Raw genomic sequence first — 16,632 nt, 5'->3', positions numbered from 1 at the left:
GTAAATGGCACACCTCAGCCCAAAGTGGACGTTTCACCTTTTAATCGTTTTTCTTTTAAATACAAGATGTCCACTTGTACAAAATCATCCCAAAACCCACCAATTTCTAGCTAAAAATCTTCAATCACCCACTTGAGATCATCATGACGTGACGTATTTAAAGTCTCTCCTAGAATGGGCTGCATCTGCTAAACCAATCAGCAGCAACCATACATTCATCGATTTTAAGGACACATCATGTCATCTTTTACTTCCCTGCAAGCGAGCAAAACCACAGCAACGCAAGTAACTACAACAGCACCAACGAAAATGAATTTCGCCGATCTGGCTAAATCGAAACTAGCTTATGCACCAGAGCAACCAGTAGCTCACCAGCTAAGAGGTTTTAAGGTCAGCCAAAGCCCTAGCCCTATCGTTTTCATCTCTGACACGGTGGAAACAGCAGTCGTTCACTACACCGACTATGATGAATTTCGTGGTTACGCAAAATGCAATGGCGAAAATTGCTCCCTTTGCCGTATAGGTAACAAGGCAACTAAACGACACCTTATGCCAGTTTACAACCCGCTATCAAGAGCAGTAGAGGTACTATCTATGGGCGACAACCAATCACCCACTGCACTGCTGCCTCAGTTGCTAAACCTTGTAGATTTCGAGCAAGAACAACTATTTATGGTGTCACGTGAAAACTATCAATTCACAGTGAACGTGCAGCCCTTACCTGCAACGCTGCCATTAGATCAACAAGCGATTCAAACTTGTACTAAACAATTAGATGAGAATGAAATTGCCTTGTCTGATATTTACCGCTCATACAGTAATGAGGAGCTTGCAGACTTCCCTTGTATCCGAACAATGCTTTCTCTCCTTAGCCCAGAGCAAGCCTAAATGACTGGCTGCTACAACTTAATCGAGGGTGCTTCGGCACTCTCTGACTTCAGAGCAAGGAACTCAGCGGAAGTGATACTTGATCATATCGAGCAGCATCAGCACGTACTGATAAATTGGTCTGTAGGCGTTGGTAAATCACACAACATGGATTCAGTGATCAAGATGGCTTTACAAGATTACGATCTAATCATTGTGCTACTTCCAACAAGAGCGCTTATCGATGAACGAGCATTAATTCGTCAACCAGAGACAGGCATCAAGGTTATGAATATTGAACCTAGACCACAAAAAATATGTGGTGAGCATAATGAAAAGTGGGTGGCTTTTGAGAAGAACGGTCTTAGCCAAGTGGCAAAGAAACAACTATGCGGTAATTGTCCTCATAAGCAATCTTGTGATTGGTTAAAGCAGTACAGCTCTAAGGCGCTGACAGGTACTCAGGTAGTATTTGCAACACAAGCACACTTAAAAAACAACTCTGACTTTATCCGTTTTCTTATGGGGAAAACAGAAGCAGTTAAGCCATTAGTTATTTTTGACGAAGCAGCAGTATCGCTAACATCTTACACTAAATCGATCAGCCAGCATGACATTCAATGCTTTATAAATGCTATTGATACCGTACCCCAAGAGAGTGAGTCTCTAGACTTGAAGAACTGGTTACAGACTCTCTCTCGGGCTTCAAATTCTGACATACAACAGCGTTCTGCATGGTCAGCCCCCCAACTAAAGCAAAGCTCACTGCTTCAAATTTTAGAAGCAGGTATAACGCTATATGGCAGCGGGTTCCGTAACATCTACCCTCTGTTAAAAGAACTATGTTTATCGCCAATTGAGTCAAGACAGGTGGAACACGGGCGTAACGTGTGTTTTGCATCTTCACCCGTGCTACGAGATTTGCCTGTGCTGCTGTACAGCGGAACTGTTGCCCTTGAAGTGCTCAACCATAGATTACAAGTCACATTCGTATCGCCATATCAAGATTACAGCTTTTTAGGCGAAGCCACTACATGGCTAAATATTGCATCTTCTACAGGCACAAATACCAACTTCAGTGGTAACAGAAAGCAAATTTTATACTTCTTCACCCAGCTGACATTAAAGCGATTACAGGAAGGAAAGCGGGTAATGCTGATCTCAAAAAAAAGTCGTGTAGAGCAATGCATCAATGAGATTAATGCCTTACTTGTCAGCCTTGATGCACCACATTTAAAAGTTGTTAACGGTGCTGACTATGAAGGTGGTAGCAATCAGATCCCTATCATTCATTATGGGGTTATTGGCATCAATAAATTTGAGCAGTTTGACTGTGCTTACTGCTTGAACAGCTTCTACATTACACCTGACATTCTAAGCAAAAGTCTTCAGGATAACCGTGCAGAAATAGATCACATCGACTTAACCATATCTGTCACAGGGCAACCTCGCAGACGCATAGCCTCCGTAGATGATCAGTATCGATTTACTGACATAGCGATGTTAGCTAACCCTATGCTTCAAACTTTAGAAATGGGAACTGTCATTCAAACTGTGGGTCGTGTACGCCCGTTCACTAATACACGAGAAATCATTACCTACCAGAATGATTGTATTGAAGGCTTACCTTACACCGCTGAGTTCGACAACCTGACAGGTATACGAGAGTACTTCGGTTTAAACACGCACCTGAAAAACCGCCTTAAAACCACTACCTTCAATGTCCAGCGCCTGAAAAAGCAAGGTTTAAAGCAATCGGATATTGCCACAGCTTTAAATATCAGTGTCAGAACAGTTAGACGTCATTACAAATAATAAAAAGTCATTTGTGCCTCTATCAATGAGGCGCAATCAACTGAGTATCGAGAATATAAATCATGTCATTATCACCAGCACTACAACAAAGATTTCAGCGAGCTAAACCTGCAACAACTACACGAACCATTCTTCCTGTTGAAAGATATTGTTACACCAAAGATATAACAATTATCAATGACGATAAAAAGCTACAAGAGTGGATCGATGCTATCAGTCAGTGCCCTATCAGTGCGGTTTGCATTGATTTTGAGTTCAATTTCACAAAGCCGCCTATCATATTGCCTCAAGGGGATAAAGCTGATATTCGCAGTGTTAAACCTTTGCTTATGTCAATAACAGTACTGTCAGATACTAAATTAATTACAGCAGTGATTGATTTAACAGCGCCTTTAGAACTGACGTTGTTACAAGCCTTACTCAGCTTCCCTACGACTTATATCGCTCATAACGCTAAAGCTGAATTACAATGCATCTGGCAATTAGGACTAGTAGAACCAGCCATTTGGTGGGATACCCTCATTGCAGAACGAGCAATTTATCTAGGTAAACATCATTCAAAATCTACAGGTGAAAATGGTGATGAAACCCTACTGCAATACAGCCTAGACAAGGTAGCAGCACGTTATGGTTTAGAACATAAATTTGCACAGACTAAACAAGCAATGCAGCAGTCATTTTTACAAGATGACCTAACGGTGTTTACGGCTGAACAGCATGATTATGCGGCTGAAGATACAATTATCGGTGCTCAGCTATATTGCGCACAAAAACAAAAAACCATGATACAAGGCATCGGACACCACTTAATGACTGTCGAAATGCCTTGGGTAACCGTTAATGCAGAAATGGAATGGACAGGTGTCGCTGTCAACAGGGCTTTATGTAATAGAGTATTAGAGCAAGGTACTAAGAAGCTTGATCTACTGCGCCATAAATTACAGGCATCGGGGCTAGATAATCCTAACAGTCACACACAACTTCAGGCATTCTTCGACAAACAAGGTATCTTAGACTGGTTTAAAAAACAGGACGGTTATAGTTTTGATAAACAACAACTAAAAGACCTTGCTCATAGGAGTCCTTGCATTCGATTACTAAGTGACTTCAAGAAAGTACAAGCCATTCTAAAAGATGTACTTTTACAATCAAGTATCGTAGGTTGTGATGGTCGTGTACATCCTGACCATAAGCAGATGGAAGTAGTCACTGGCCGCCAATCCTGTGCTAAACCTAATCTACTTGGTTTACCAGGAGTGCTACGCCCTTTAATCATTGCTCCTGAAGGCTATGGTATTTGTGAAGCTGACTACTCTCAAATTGAAATTGCCATTACAGCAGCTGTGTACGGTGACGAAAACCTGATAGCTAAATTCAATCAAGGTGATATTTACTCGGCAATGGCGCAGGATTTCTTCAAGGATTCGCTATCACCAGAAGATCAAGTTGCCAATTCAGATGATTTTAAGCACAAACATAAAGATAAACGTGATGTGATGAAACAATGCACTCTAGGTATTATCTATGGTTTATCTGCTCATGGACTGGCTATTCGCCTAAAAATCACTGAAGAACAAGCACAGCTACAAATGGATAAATTCTTAGCGATGTTCCCAATATTGAAACAAGCAATGCATACCCAGCCACAATACGGCTTTCTTCGTGGATACGTTAGTACAGCCACAGGCTTACAACGCCACGTATCAGCTAGTGCAACCCCATATAATACTCGTAAATGGATGGTGAATATGCCAGTACAGGGAACTGCAGCAGCTTTATTTAAGGTGGCAGGTTGCCGATTGCGTAACCTTTACAAAGCCTACGATACAAAAATTATCTTAGCTGTTCACGATGCTTTTGTTTTTGAAGCGCCATTAGAGAACCTTAAGGAAATGGCGGAACTGACAGAACAGGTAATGATCCAAGTGATCATGGAGTACTACCCACAGCTAAAACCACGGGTAGACCTTAATTACTCTTGCCCATCATGCTGGACTAAAGATGGTGATGACAACAGTGTAGAGAATTGGTTAACAGTAACTAGATAACTGATAATTACCCCAGAAAATTGCGCATTCTTTCTTGCATAATGGCTTTCTCTAAATCAGAGGGAGCCCCAAACTGTCTCCTTATCATCGTATCCATGGGTGATTCTAGCCCTAGCGTTTTGTATTTATTTATTATGCAGGCGGGTGAACGAATCTCTTTAAGAATACGGTTATAAGTTGCGTCGCTATCCCCCTTATCCTTATTAGTAAGCAGTTGCTTATAAACATTAGGCGGTAATAAATCGATTAATTTTTGATATTCATATTGCAGATCAATAACTAATGATTTTTGCGTTAAAAATCTCCCATCTTCACATGTCATTAATTTATGGTAAACCCATGCTTTGATATAAGTATCACGGAATAAGTTAGCTAATTTTATCGTGTTAGAGCCGCCTGCAATTTTCTGTAGTACAAATTGATCCACAGAATCGGGCAGGTGCTTTCTGACGTTAATATCCTGCACGTCTTTAGATTTACTTTCCCGTTCTAGCTGGTGCTTATTTTTACGATTCATAGCACCAGCTACCAAGGCATAGCAAAAAGGAGTCAAGATAAAATAACCTGTATTAAATCCCTCCCTCGGTGTACTAAAGTAACGAAATAGCCATCTTATTAAGACAGCTGCTTTCGTGGCTGCAATATGGTATCCGTACACTTCATAACCAGATGTGACATTACAACCAGTTGTATATATACGTTTATTTTCTCCTTCATCAATAAACGCAAAAAATACAGATTCTAATTCACGGATTATTTGACTAACCTCTCGGGTAGTTAATGTACAGTCACCAGAGACGCGTTGGCTAAAACTCTTCATCAAACTTTCAAATTGAGAATATGATTCAAGTACTTCTGCATCTACCGTAGCGATGGTGTGCTCTTTGTTGTGCAAGAATGTGTATATTTTATGCTGCTCTTCAGTACTCCACCTACTCAGCAACCCTTGGCTCTTTTCTAATAAGTCGCACCAATACCCTTCTAACCACTCAGGATGTTCACATAAGACGGGTAACAGTTCAAAACTGCTAAAACCATAAATTGATCCTGGTCTGTGCTCACGCTCATACTCAGAGTTAAAGATACTAAGATCCCCACCGAAACGAGCCTTCAAAAAATTAATATCGGGGTCATTATCTTCAAATTTATACCCTACAATTTTTGCCATAACACACTCCTGAAAGTGGACATCGTGCATTTAAAAAGAAATTCTTAAAAGGTGAAAAGTCCACTTAAAAAAATTAGCCAGATCATAACCCCTGAGTGATATGAGTAAAAGTAGTAGCAACTCATCAAGTCACCACCACTTTTATCTTATCTATGGTTTAGTCATCATCACTCCCAATAACATAGCCCAATGTTCCACCGACCAATGCACCAGTCGCCATCCCTACAGGGCCAAAGAAACGACCAATAGCAATACCAGTCACGGCTCCTGTAATAGCACCTTTACGTGATGGTTTGATTTCGTAACGTGTTTCATCTTTATCTTTGCTCACAACAACCGAAGCTGTTAATAAGCTTCCTCGATTATTCATTGCTTTACCTCTTGTTTACCCAACGGCTGGTGTATCCGTTGGGATTGTTGTTAAAACGCAAAACGCCAGCACATCACACCTTGTAACTCATGGTGTAATGCACTAGCGCCTACTATGGTAAAGAGCAACGTGTGCCCTCCTGTCCTCGTCCTGTCTTTCAGAACGTCATTGGTTTTCTACTGTTACTTTGATTTCGTCAAACGCTTCCATCTCGACATAAGCTACAAAGTTGTGTTCCCACATTTGATAAAACTCAGCAACTCGGGTATCTGTTATTACTTCTTCCCAACTATATAAAACGCTTGCTCGATTATTATCAAAGTCAAAATCAACTTCCTTAGCCAGCTCAGGATATGGGTAGCCGACATAACTAAAGTCAGTGATGTAGCTGAAATGCCATTGGTCATTTTCCTGCTCAATACGGATTTCAACAGGATGCCAGCCACCACTTTCAGCACTGTATCCAGTGTCACGAAAGTTGAAGGTTAATGCTGACGTTGATGTGGTAGGTAAATTATGTTGGGTAGCGATGTGTTGTAATTTCTGCTGCAAATCTGCTGTCACAGGCAGCAGCAATCGCTCAACGTTAAAAGTTAAGTACATACATTCTCTCTTTAGATTTTGTTGCGGAAGGTACTCAGCGAACGTGAGTGGTATGAATTACTGCAATGTCAGTGGGTTAATTAATGTTAAGTAACTCAGTTTTACGGTTTTCATAATCAGCCGACAATTTATGGATGAATACACTCTTTTCAGATTGAATGAGCAACCCAATTTCATTACTACGAAGTACAGCAGCAAGGAACGCAGCATTATTTGTACTAGAGCCGATAAATACCGATTTTAAAATAGTACTTTTAATAGGTTGGTCTTTCATTGCATCAAGCACTTCAATAATGGCATTCACTGAAATCCATTCTTTAGAGTGCAAACCACCACCCTCATTACCACTTAAACGAATGTGAAGTGACTCGTCATCATCTTGAGTAGCAATCTGGTAGAACACATGGTTTTGCGTCTTAGGGCTAAGCTTTAGAGCTTTGCCATTTTCTACAATTAATGAGTAACCTAGTAGATGCTTATCAATTGCAGGTACTTCAGGTTTTACTTCCTTTGATACAGGTTCTTCAATAGCAATAACAACTTCATCTTGTGCTGCTTCCATTTCTGGCACATTAATTTCATTTACGTTATTTTCAACAACAGCATCATTTTTATTCTTATTAGACATGATATTTATCCTTAATTATTTAGGTGGGTTTTTAATTCATTTACGATATGGGTTTGACTTGATAATGGTGCAAATACATAACAGCCACCGCCATCACTGGTGATAATGGCGAGTGCAAGCAAATGACTATTACTAATTTCATCAACGAACTCAGGATAGTTCTTAACAAATCGCAGCATCGATTGATCAGCTTCATCTACTTTGCTTAATGAGTCATCGCTATCACTTGGCTCGATATAGTAGAGCGTGGTATTGATTTCTCTCCATATGTCTTGTGCTGATTCAATATAAAAATCAAACGGCTCAATAAGATGGTGTATTAACGCTTGCTCAATGTCAGGCGCTAACCCTAGGCGAGCAATATCGTGAATATTTTTAATTAATTTCATTTCATTTTCTCCAGATACAAAAATGCCCCATGATCTAATGATCATGGGGCGTTTGATTGTATTTTTACTTGTTGTTATCTAGCGGATTGTAATCAGTTATTAAGTTAGACAAGCGTTGTGATGTTTCCCGTTGCTTACCTTCACTTAACTTGGCATAACGCAGCGTACTTTCAATACTTCGATGATTTAACAACTTCTGCACCGAACTAATATCCATCCCATTTGAAATCAAATTACTAGCAACGGAATGCCTAGCGGTATGAAAAACCACTTCATCAGGGTTATCGACATTGGCCCGTTGCTTAATAACTTCAAACGCATAGTAAGGACGATAAATAGGCTTCCCTATCTTTTGTCCGGGAAAGACATACGGATTATTAGTTACTTTCGGTATGTTGTTGAGTATATCGATCATCAATTCAGACAAGTAAACGATGTGATAAGAACCATTTTTAGTTCTTGGTATTCTCATCACCTTATTGTCTAAATCAATATCAGCCCACTTACGCAGCCGTAATTCTGACTCACGACATCCCATCAAGAACAACAATGCGATAAACGAGCCACTGCTTTTACAATGATAAGACAGTGCTGCATGAATGATTTGCTTAGTTTCTCGCACATCACAATAACGAGTACGAGCATTATCTTCTGGCAATAACGCTACCCGTTCAGCCACATTCTGTATATCAAGCAATTGCGACGCTAACTTACCCATTGTTTTCAGCAACGCAATAACGCGGTTACAGGTTGCAGGAGCATAGGCATTTCGATGTTTTGTTGCCGTATTCATGGATAACTGAATTTGCATGACATGGTTAGCTGTTAGTTCGTCATAACGTAGGAACGATATAGAATTACAATGATAGCTAAAACGCTGCACATCATCCTTCCATGTACGCTTACGTTTCTGCGCCAACGGCAAGTAAGTATTGTTAAAGAAGTCACCAATAGTAGGCATCTTCTGAGATAGTTCCCTCGCCTTCTTGGGATCACTTCCTTGAGCCACTTCAGCTTTATATTGCCTAGCAATCTTACGAGCAGTCGATAAATCAACGTCTGGAAAGCGACCTATAGCAATGCTGGTTTTCTTACCATTGATTTGATAACGCAATAAGAATCGCTTACTGCCTGTCTTACCCGATAAGCATTTTAAGCCCGTTACATCTGTATCGGAAAATTCAAGCTCTGTTGAAGGTGAATCTATTGGGTTACATGGTAATGATTTGAGGTTGGTAGTGGTAAATTTAAACTTCTTTTTCATGCTAACTCCAATTTAGGTAGCAAAATCAAAGAAGTAATATGAGTTTGAAGTTAATGTTATTACGGAAAGACAAAAAATTATCACTATTTAAAAAGTAAACCGCCCCAATCCAAGAATCAGCCCCTTTTATTCGGTATGAATTTTATGCTCTCAAAATATAAGGTATAGCATGAACAACCTTCAAAAAATTTATGAAAATGAGATCCTCAATTATTTAAAAAATAACAGCCGTTATAATCAAACAAAAGAACTTTGCAGCTTCAATGCCCAAGAAGGAAATAGATATAACCATAAACTCATGATCATCGGAAGAGCTGTAAATGGCTGGGGAAACGATTTTTCTTTACAAACATTAGAACCATCAAATTTAGCACAACAAGTATATAAAAAACCAACGAATGAAACATGCTCACTTCAATGGGTTATTGATAGTTGGGGTAATACAGAAGACTACAATACTGCTAAATCTGCATTCTGGCGAATAACCAAAAACATATCGAAAGAGTTTAATATTTACGGCGACGATATAGACCATTGGGCTTCTTACATCGTATGGTCAAACTTATACAAAATAGCACCAAGTAAGGGAGGGAACCCTAGTGACATGTTATGCGATGAGCAGTTTGACGGTTGTAACCAGTTACTCCAAGAAGAACTTCGGTATTATCAACCTCAAAAAATACTATTCTTAACTGGGTTTAATTGGTTTGAAGGTTTTCTCACCCAAAACATTAAATGGCTAACTAAAATTGATTCTGAGTCATTCGTTGATGCTTACGGAAAATTAGAAATAGAAGGTAACATTATCGATTTTGTTATTACAAAGCACCCTCAAGGCAAAAATGAAAGTATATTTAATGATTCAGTATTAGCTAGTTTCAATCAACTAGAATCCCCAAATACTCCGTTAAAAATATATCAGTAAGTTTCTTTGTCGCCATTATATTGAATCAGGAATGGCGACAAAATTCACTGTCAACCAACTCAATAAACACTATCAAAGCCATAAAATTCCGTACTATCACTGTTATATTCTAATCTCCACTAGAATTACTCAGAGCTACACATAAGTAGCCAGAAATCACGAATAGCCTATTTCAAAGGTTATTAGCATCAGATCATTTATCAAAAAACATGATTAACTTAAATTAATGACAAGGAATATTAATAATATGTAATTTCAACAAAATGAATCAATCAATGTGTGAATTGATATGTACTTACCCCAACGACATTAATCAATACACAACATAATCATTTAATATCAATTATTTAAAACCAACCCTCATTACGAAAAATAGAAAAACTATAACTGTTATCTTCATTTCGACATAACACTAAATCAATTTATGCAGTTTAATGGCACTCTAACAACGCTAAATAGCCAGCTACGCCATCAACCACATCACCACCAAATAATCTCTTGCCGTACAAGATATGGACATTTAAACGTCCTAAAAAGTGTTAGATTATGTTGGAATTTACAGGACAGTAATCGGCTATGAATTTTCAACACGCCCGGATATGAGCAGGAACGGCAGTTTCACGAAGTGGTTTTAACGGAATGGGACAGGAATTTGACCAGAAAAAGACAGGGCTAAGTTTTTGATTAGGCTAGAAACAACAAAGCCCCAGCGTGAGCTGAGGCTTTATTATTTGAATTGGTGCCCGAGAGCGGACTTGAACCGCTACTCCCGAAGGAAACGGATTTTGAATCCGTCGTGTATACCAATTTCACCACTCGGGCTTTTATTCTCAAATAGAGAATGGAGGCGCGTCCCGGAGTCGAACCGAGGTACACGGATTTGCAATCCGCTGCATAGCCACTCTGCCAACGCGCCAACGTTACTAGGTTTCCCCTAGCCTGTTGTTAATTACTTAACAACGAAAATAGATGGTGCCCCGGGCCGGACTTGAACCGGCACAGCGCGAACGCCGAGGGATTTTAAATCCCTTGTGTCTACCAATTCCACCACCAGGGCACGCAATTTCTTGCGATGGGTAAAACACCATCTGTAAATACTGCCTAAGCCGTATTCTTTAATTTGGAGCAACATACGAGGTTCCTGATCTTGTAAACTCAGGTGTGACCTCAACATTGTTGGGTCAACTCTTGTATTGCTGAATACTGATAACATCAACATTCTTAAATTGGAGCGACACACGAGGTTCGAACTCGTGACCTCAACCTTGGCAAGGTTGCGCTCTACCAGCTGAGCTAGTGTCGCATATTCTCAAAGAGAATGGAGGCGCGTCCCGGAGTCGAACCGAGGTACACGGATTTGCAATCCGCTGCATAGCCACTCTGCCAACGCGCCAACGTTACTAGGTTTCCCCTAGCCTGTTGTTAATTACTTAACAACGAAAATAGATGGTGCCCCGGGCCGGACTTGAACCGGCACAGCGCGAACGCCGAGGGATTTTAAATCCCTTGTGTCTACCAATTCCACCACCAGGGCACGCAATTTCTTGCGATGGGTAAGACACCATCTGTAAATACTGCCTAAGCCGTATTCTTTAATTTGGAGCAACATACGAGGTTCCTGATCTTGTAAACTCAGGTGTGACCTCAACATTGTTGGGTCAACTCTTGTATTGCTGAATACTGATAACATCAACATTCTTAAATTGGAGCGACACACGAGGTTCGAACTCGTGACCTCAACCTTGGCAAGGTTGCGCTCTACCAGCTGAGCTAGTGTCGCATATTCTCAAAGAGAATGGAGGCGCGTCCCGGAGTCGAACCGAGGTACACGGATTTGCAATCCGCTGCATAGCCACTCTGCCAACGCGCCAACGTTACTAGGTTTCCCTAGCCTGTTGTTAATTACTTAACAACGAAAATAGATGGTGCCCCGGGCCGGACTTGAACCGGCACAGCGCGAACGCCGAGGGATTTTAAATCCCTTGTGTCTACCAATTCCACCACCAGGGCACGCAATTTCTTGCGATGGGTAAGACACCATCTGTAAATACCGCATAAGCCGTATTCTTTAATTTGGAGCGACACACGAGGTTCCTGATCTTGTAAACTCAGGCGTGACCTCAACCTTGGCAAGGTTGCGCTCTACCAGCTGAGCTAGTGTCGCATATTCTCATAGAGAATGGAGGCGCGTCCCGGAGTCGAACCGAGGTACACGGATTTGCAATCCGCTGCATAGCCACTCTGCCAACGCGCCAACGTTACTAGGTTTCCCCTAGCCTGTTGTTAATTACTTAACAACAAAAATAGATGGTGCCCCGGGCCGGACTTGAACCGGCACAGCGCGAACGCCGAGGGATTTTAAATCCCTTGTGTCTACCAATTCCACCACCAGGGCACGCAATTTCTTGCGATGGGTAAGACACCATCTGTAAATACTGCTATTTCAGCAATATCTTTTAATTTGGAGCGACACACGAGGTTCCTGAACTTATAAACTCAGGCGTGACCTCAACCTTGGCAAGGTTGCGCTCTACCAGCTGAGCTAGTGTCGCATATTCTCAAAGAGAATGGAGGCGCGTCCCGGAGTCGAACCGAGGTACACGGATTTGCAATCCGCTGCATAGCCACTCTGCCAACGCGCCAACGTTACTAGGTTTTCCCTAGCCTATTGTTAATTACTTAACAACGTAATAGATGGTGCCCCGGGCCGGACTTGAACCGGCACAGCGCGAACGCCGAGGGATTTTAAATCCCTTGTGTCTACCAATTCCACCACCAGGGCACGCAATTTCTTGCGATGGGTAAGACACCATCTGTAAATACCGCTATTTCAGCAATATCTTTTAATTTGGAGCGACACATCGGGTTCGAACCGATGACCTCAACCTTGGCAAGGTTGCGCTCTACCAGCTGAGCTAGTGTCGCATATTCTCATAGAGAATGGAGGCGCGTCCCGGAGTCGAACCGAGGTACACGGATTTGCAATCCGCTGCATAGCCACTCTGCCAACGCGCCATAATGTAAAGAATCATATTCTCTACTAACCTTAGCGAGTTACCCGCTGCGGTATGTGGTGTAATTTACTGATTTTACGAGCCGAGTCAACGAAAAATTATGACTTTTTATTTAAGTGGTTACTTTCCGTTACATCAACCTAAAAATCAGCCCGTTTCTGATCAAAAACCACTCATATTTAAATAACCGTTCTACATTAAACGGTTATCAACTCTCATGACACTCATTCGTTTTTTATAACAAAGTACCAAGATCCACCTTATTATTACCTACGGTTAACCATTTATACTGGTGGCACTAATAATTATAAACAAAATGGTTAATCGTCATTAACCTAAAATATTATAACTAAAATACCCTTCTTTAATACTATGTCCCTCTTCGTTAGAAGTGAATATATACAGCTAATCACCTGATTTTAAAGCATACCTCTTTAGGGTTATTTAAAGTTCGATTTGATTTGCATCATATTTATTCTGCAGAACTCTCAATAAGATTATTGTAATTCACGATGTTGTTAAGAGGATTTATGAGCAAAGTCAAAATAGCGATTATTGGTAACGGCATGGTTGGTCACCGCTATATCGAAGAACTAATCGATAAAGCTGATATGGATAAATATGACGTTACGGTCTTTTGTGAGGAGCCACGCGTTGCCTATGATCGAGTTCACCTCTCGTCTTATTTTTCTCATCACACAGCAGAAGAGCTATCACTTGTTAAGCAGGGTTTGTACGAAAAATATGGTATTAACGTCCTATTAGGTGAGCGTGCTATTACCATTAACCGTGATCAAAAACTCATTTACTCAAACAGTGGTCGTGAAGTTCATTACGATAAACTGATCATGGCGACAGGGTCATACCCTTGGGTTCCTTCAATTAAAGGAAACGATTCAAAAGACTGTTTTGTTTATCGTACTATTGAAGACTTAAAAGCCATTGAAGCTACTGCTAAACACAGTAAAAGTGGCGTTGTCATTGGTGGTGGATTACTTGGATTAGAAGCCGCTGGAGCACTAAAAGCATTAGGTGTTGATACACATGTAATCGAGTTTGCGCCTGTACTTATGGCTGAACAACTTGATCCACATGGTGGAGCACAACTTCGAAAAAAAATCGAACAACTTGGGGTTGTGGTTCATACAGGCAAAAATACTCAAGAAATTATTGCTAAAGGTGAACATGCACGAAATACATTAACATTTGCAGATGGTACCTCACTTGAAGTCGACTTTATTGTTTTTTCTACAGGTATTCGCCCACAAGATAAACTCGCTCGTCATTGTGATTTAGGGTTAGGCAGTCGCGGCGGTATAGCCATTAATAACTACTGCCAAACTTCAGATAATGATATCTATGCTATTGGTGAATGTGCCTCATGGAATAACATGTTCTTTGGCCTAGTTGCGCCAGGTTATAAAATGGCACAAATTGCAGTTAGTCATTTGCTCGGTGAATCTCATGCCTTTGAAGGCGCTGATATGAGCGCTAAATTAAAATTATTAGGCGTAAAGGTAGGCAGTATTGGTGACGCAAATGGCCGTACACTAAACAGTAAAAGCTATGTTTACCTTAATGAACAACAAGACGTTTATAAACGTATTATTGTCTCAGAAGACGGCAAGCAACTTTTAGGTGCTGTGTTAGTTGGAGACACCGCAGACTACGGTAATTTATTACAATTAAAATTAAATAATATCGAATTACCAGAGAATCCTGATAGCTTAATTCTTCCTGCTCATGCTGGCGCAGAAAAACCGGCAATGGGTGTTGATTCACTACCTGAAAGTGCTGTCATATGTTCATGTTTTGACGTTACTAAAGGTAAGATTGCTGCTGCCGTTACTGACGGTTATACCACTCTTGGTGAGATTAAAGCCGTTACCAAAGCAGGAACAGGTTGTGGCGGTTGTTTACCATTAATAACCCAAGTCCTTAATAGTGAACTTGCAAAAGCGGGTGTTGAAGTTAAAAACCACCTTTGTGAACACTTTGAATATTCTCGCCAAGAGCTATTCCATCTTATTCGCGTAGAAGAAATTAAATCTTTTGAAGCCTTACTTGCTAAATATGGTAAAGGTTATGGCTGTGAAGTTTGTAAGCCAACAGTAGGATCTATCCTTGCTTCATGCTGGAATGAATACGCCCTCACGCCTCAAAACACACCATTGCAAGATACTAATGATATTTTTCTTGGCAACATGCAAAAAGATGGCAGCTACTCTGTCATTCCACGTATGGCTGGCGGTGAAGTTACTCCTGCCGGATTATTAGCGCTAGCACAAATTGCTAATGATTATCAGCTTTACACTAAGATTACTGGCGCACAGCGTATTGGTTTATTTGGTGCGCAAAAAGATGATTTACCACAGATTTGGCAACGCCTTATTGATGCTGGATTTGAAACAGGCCAGGCTTATGCTAAAGCACTGCGTATGGCAAAAACCTGTGTTGGTAGTACTTGGTGTCGTTTTGGTGTGCAAGATAGCGTTGGTTTAGGGGTTCAACTTGAAAATCGTTATAAAGGTATTCGTACCCCACATAAAATGAAATTTGGTGTTTCAGGCTGTACTCGTGAATGTGCCGAAGCACAGGGTAAAGATTTAGGCATTATTGCTACCGATGCTGGTTGGAATATGTATGTTGGTGGAAATGGTGGCATGAAACCACGTCATGCAGATCTATTTGCTGCAGACATTGATACTGCAACCTTAATTAAATATATCGATCGTTACCTGATGTTTTATATTCGTACAGCTGACAAATTACAACGCACTTCAACATGGTTAACAAGCTTAGATGGCGGAGTTGATTACCTTAAAGAGGTTATCATCAATGATAAGTTAGGCCTTAATAAGCAACTTGAAGCGGATGCTGAACGATTAATTGCTAGCTATCACTGTGAATGGCAAGCCACGTTAAGCAATGAACAGCAACTAAAACGTTTTGCCCACTTTATTAATAGCAATGAACGTGATGATAACGTTATTTTTGTACCAGAACGCGAACAACACCGCCCTGCAACAGTTAAAGAAAAAGCAATAAGTCATCAGCAAGATACAACCTTTATTATTTCATTGGAGGAAAAAGCATGAGTCAGTGGATTTCCGTATGTAATCTTGATGATTTGATTCCAGGTACAGGCATTTGTGCACTCGTTGGTGATCAGCAAGTCGCTATTTTTCGTCCTGATCATAGTGAACAACTATTTGCTCTCAATAATAAAGACCCATTTGCACAATCAAATGTGCTTTCTCGTGGAATTATTTGTCAACATAAAAATCAACTTTGGGTTGCAAGCCCACTCAAAAAACAACGCTTCTCACTAATTGATGGTCATTGCCTAGAGCAGCCTGAGATCAAAGTTGCTTGTTATCAAATTCAAGTACAGCAAGGTCAAGTACAAGTCAGTTTGTAATTAGAGCAGTAATGAGTTTGGCAGTCATTGCCAAACTCTTTTGCCATAGGTTAATCCTCTAGCGGCTAATTAACCGATTTAACCTATGACAAACAGTTTTAATTATTACAGGGAAAACGT

12 protein-coding genes and 17 tRNA genes are annotated in these 16,632 nt (G+C 40.6%); 6 read left to right on the top strand and 23 right to left on the bottom strand.

What is annotated here, in order from left to right; translation table 11 throughout:
• The first annotated feature begins 237 nt into the window (after positions 1–237).
• From OC457_RS05825 to OC457_RS05815, 3 genes are all read left to right on the top strand, one after another.
• Positions 238–888, top strand: a complete 651-nt coding sequence (locus tag OC457_RS05825; RefSeq protein WP_080174811.1) for a hypothetical protein — start codon at positions 238–240, stop codon at positions 886–888.
• A 72-nt stretch (positions 889–960) separates the two neighbouring features.
• Positions 961–2,682 (top strand): helix-turn-helix domain-containing protein, encoded by a 1,722-nt coding sequence (locus tag OC457_RS05820; RefSeq protein WP_159447856.1) that lies wholly within the window; start codon positions 961–963, stop codon positions 2,680–2,682.
• A 62-nt stretch (positions 2,683–2,744) separates the two neighbouring features.
• The gene (locus OC457_RS05815) at positions 2,745–4,730 is read left to right on the top strand and encodes a DNA polymerase (protein WP_080174809.1); all 1,986 of its coding nucleotides are present in this window, start codon (positions 2,745–2,747) and stop codon (positions 4,728–4,730) included.
• Positions 4,731–4,737: 7 nt separating this feature from the next.
• Here OC457_RS05815 and OC457_RS05810 read toward each other — a convergent pair whose 3' ends face one another.
• The 6 genes from OC457_RS05810 to OC457_RS05785 all read right to left on the bottom strand — a co-directional run bounded on the left by OC457_RS05810 (position 4,738) and on the right by OC457_RS05785 (position 9,152).
• A complete protein-coding gene (locus tag OC457_RS05810) occupies positions 4,738–5,898 on the bottom strand; it encodes a hypothetical protein (protein WP_080174808.1) in 1,161 nt (386 codons plus the stop codon).
• A gap of 157 nt (positions 5,899–6,055) precedes the next feature.
• Positions 6,056–6,268, bottom strand: coding sequence for a YMGG-like glycine zipper-containing protein (locus OC457_RS05805; RefSeq protein WP_080174807.1), 213 nt, complete (start codon positions 6,266–6,268; stop codon positions 6,056–6,058).
• Between the two features lie 165 nt (positions 6,269–6,433).
• Positions 6,434–6,871 carry a DUF2787 domain-containing protein gene (locus OC457_RS05800; RefSeq protein ID WP_080174806.1) on the bottom strand — a complete coding sequence of 146 codons (438 nt, stop codon included), beginning with the start codon at positions 6,869–6,871 and terminating at the stop codon, positions 6,434–6,436.
• A 76-nt stretch (positions 6,872–6,947) separates the two neighbouring features.
• Complete coding sequence (locus tag OC457_RS05795) at positions 6,948–7,499, bottom strand: hypothetical protein (protein ID WP_080174805.1); 552 nt, start codon at positions 7,497–7,499, stop codon at positions 6,948–6,950.
• An 11-nt stretch (positions 7,500–7,510) separates the two neighbouring features.
• Positions 7,511–7,888: a hypothetical protein gene (locus tag OC457_RS05790; RefSeq protein WP_080174804.1), complete on the bottom strand. Its 378-nt coding sequence runs from the start codon at positions 7,886–7,888 to the stop codon at positions 7,511–7,513.
• 64 nt (positions 7,889–7,952) lie between these two features.
• Entirely contained in the window at positions 7,953–9,152 is a 1,200-nt protein-coding gene (locus OC457_RS05785) for a site-specific integrase (protein WP_080174803.1), read from the bottom strand.
• A 169-nt stretch (positions 9,153–9,321) separates the two neighbouring features.
• On the opposite strand from OC457_RS05785, the gene OC457_RS05780 reads away from it, so the two are divergent.
• Positions 9,322–10,077 carry a hypothetical protein gene (locus tag OC457_RS05780; protein WP_080174802.1) on the top strand — a complete coding sequence of 252 codons (756 nt, stop codon included), beginning with the start codon at positions 9,322–9,324 and terminating at the stop codon, positions 10,075–10,077.
• Between the two features lie 737 nt (positions 10,078–10,814).
• On the opposite strand, the gene OC457_RS05775 is transcribed toward OC457_RS05780, so the two are convergent.
• From OC457_RS05775 to OC457_RS05695, 17 genes are all read right to left on the bottom strand, one after another.
• Positions 10,815–10,899 (bottom strand) — tRNA-Leu (locus OC457_RS05775).
• 20 nt (positions 10,900–10,919) lie between these two features.
• Positions 10,920–10,993, bottom strand: a tRNA-Cys gene (locus tag OC457_RS05770).
• A 54-nt stretch (positions 10,994–11,047) separates the two neighbouring features.
• Positions 11,048–11,134: transfer RNA gene (locus tag OC457_RS05765), tRNA-Leu, on the bottom strand.
• 170 nt (positions 11,135–11,304) lie between these two features.
• Positions 11,305–11,380, bottom strand: a tRNA-Gly gene (locus OC457_RS05760).
• A 16-nt stretch (positions 11,381–11,396) separates the two neighbouring features.
• Positions 11,397–11,470, bottom strand: a tRNA-Cys gene (locus OC457_RS05755).
• 54 nt (positions 11,471–11,524) lie between these two features.
• Positions 11,525–11,611, bottom strand: a tRNA-Leu gene (locus OC457_RS05750).
• A gap of 170 nt (positions 11,612–11,781) precedes the next feature.
• Positions 11,782–11,857, bottom strand: a tRNA-Gly gene (locus OC457_RS05745).
• Between the two features lie 16 nt (positions 11,858–11,873).
• Positions 11,874–11,947 (bottom strand) — tRNA-Cys (locus tag OC457_RS05740).
• Between the two features lie 53 nt (positions 11,948–12,000).
• Positions 12,001–12,087: transfer RNA gene (locus tag OC457_RS05735), tRNA-Leu, on the bottom strand.
• A 64-nt stretch (positions 12,088–12,151) separates the two neighbouring features.
• A tRNA-Gly gene (locus OC457_RS05730) sits at positions 12,152–12,241 on the bottom strand.
• A 16-nt stretch (positions 12,242–12,257) separates the two neighbouring features.
• A tRNA-Cys gene (locus tag OC457_RS05725) sits at positions 12,258–12,331 on the bottom strand.
• Positions 12,332–12,385: 54 nt separating this feature from the next.
• A tRNA-Leu gene (locus tag OC457_RS05720) sits at positions 12,386–12,472 on the bottom strand.
• Between the two features lie 67 nt (positions 12,473–12,539).
• Positions 12,540–12,629 (bottom strand) — tRNA-Gly (locus tag OC457_RS05715).
• A 16-nt stretch (positions 12,630–12,645) separates the two neighbouring features.
• Positions 12,646–12,719: transfer RNA gene (locus OC457_RS05710), tRNA-Cys, on the bottom strand.
• 53 nt (positions 12,720–12,772) lie between these two features.
• Positions 12,773–12,859, bottom strand: a tRNA-Leu gene (locus OC457_RS05705).
• A 67-nt stretch (positions 12,860–12,926) separates the two neighbouring features.
• Positions 12,927–13,002 (bottom strand) — tRNA-Gly (locus tag OC457_RS05700).
• A 16-nt stretch (positions 13,003–13,018) separates the two neighbouring features.
• Positions 13,019–13,092, bottom strand: a tRNA-Cys gene (locus OC457_RS05695).
• Positions 13,093–13,621: 529 nt separating this feature from the next.
• Between OC457_RS05695 and nirB the strand changes: the two genes are divergently transcribed.
• Positions 13,622–16,189: a nitrite reductase large subunit NirB gene (gene nirB / locus OC457_RS05690; protein WP_080174801.1), complete on the top strand. Its 2,568-nt coding sequence runs from the start codon at positions 13,622–13,624 to the stop codon at positions 16,187–16,189.
• Positions 16,186–16,512, top strand: a complete 327-nt coding sequence (gene nirD / locus OC457_RS05685) for a nitrite reductase small subunit NirD (RefSeq protein WP_080174800.1) — start codon at positions 16,186–16,188, stop codon at positions 16,510–16,512. Before nirB ends, nirD begins: the two co-directional genes overlap by 4 nt.
• The last annotated feature ends 120 nt before the right edge of the window (positions 16,513–16,632 follow it).

Source organism: Photobacterium toruni (genome assembly GCF_024529955.1).
GTDB classification, from domain to species: domain Bacteria; phylum Pseudomonadota; class Gammaproteobacteria; order Enterobacterales; family Vibrionaceae; genus Photobacterium; species Photobacterium toruni.
Note: the sequence above shows the minus strand (reverse complement) of the source record. Positions and strands in the feature narration are given on the sequence as shown.

Coding starts and splice junctions, on each gene's coding strand:
- OC457_RS05815 (WP_080174809.1), top strand. CDS start 2,745: ATGTCATTATCACCAGCACTACAACAAAGATTTCAGCGAGCTAAACCT.
- nirB (WP_080174801.1), top strand. CDS start 13,622: ATGAGCAAAGTCAAAATAGCGATTATTGGTAACGGCATGGTTGGTCAC.
- OC457_RS05780 (WP_080174802.1), top strand. CDS start 9,322: ATGAACAACCTTCAAAAAATTTATGAAAATGAGATCCTCAATTATTTA.
- OC457_RS05805 (WP_080174807.1), bottom strand. CDS start 6,268: ATGAATAATCGAGGAAGCTTATTAACAGCTTCGGTTGTTGTGAGCAAA.
- OC457_RS05790 (WP_080174804.1), bottom strand. CDS start 7,888: ATGAAATTAATTAAAAATATTCACGATATTGCTCGCCTAGGGTTAGCG.
- OC457_RS05795 (WP_080174805.1), bottom strand. CDS start 7,499: ATGTCTAATAAGAATAAAAATGATGCTGTTGTTGAAAATAACGTAAAT.
- OC457_RS05825 (WP_080174811.1), top strand. CDS start 238: ATGTCATCTTTTACTTCCCTGCAAGCGAGCAAAACCACAGCAACGCAA.
- nirD (WP_080174800.1), top strand. CDS start 16,186: ATGAGTCAGTGGATTTCCGTATGTAATCTTGATGATTTGATTCCAGGT.
- OC457_RS05785 (WP_080174803.1), bottom strand. CDS start 9,152: ATGAAAAAGAAGTTTAAATTTACCACTACCAACCTCAAATCATTACCA.
- OC457_RS05800 (WP_080174806.1), bottom strand. CDS start 6,871: ATGTACTTAACTTTTAACGTTGAGCGATTGCTGCTGCCTGTGACAGCA.
- OC457_RS05810 (WP_080174808.1), bottom strand. CDS start 5,898: ATGGCAAAAATTGTAGGGTATAAATTTGAAGATAATGACCCCGATATT.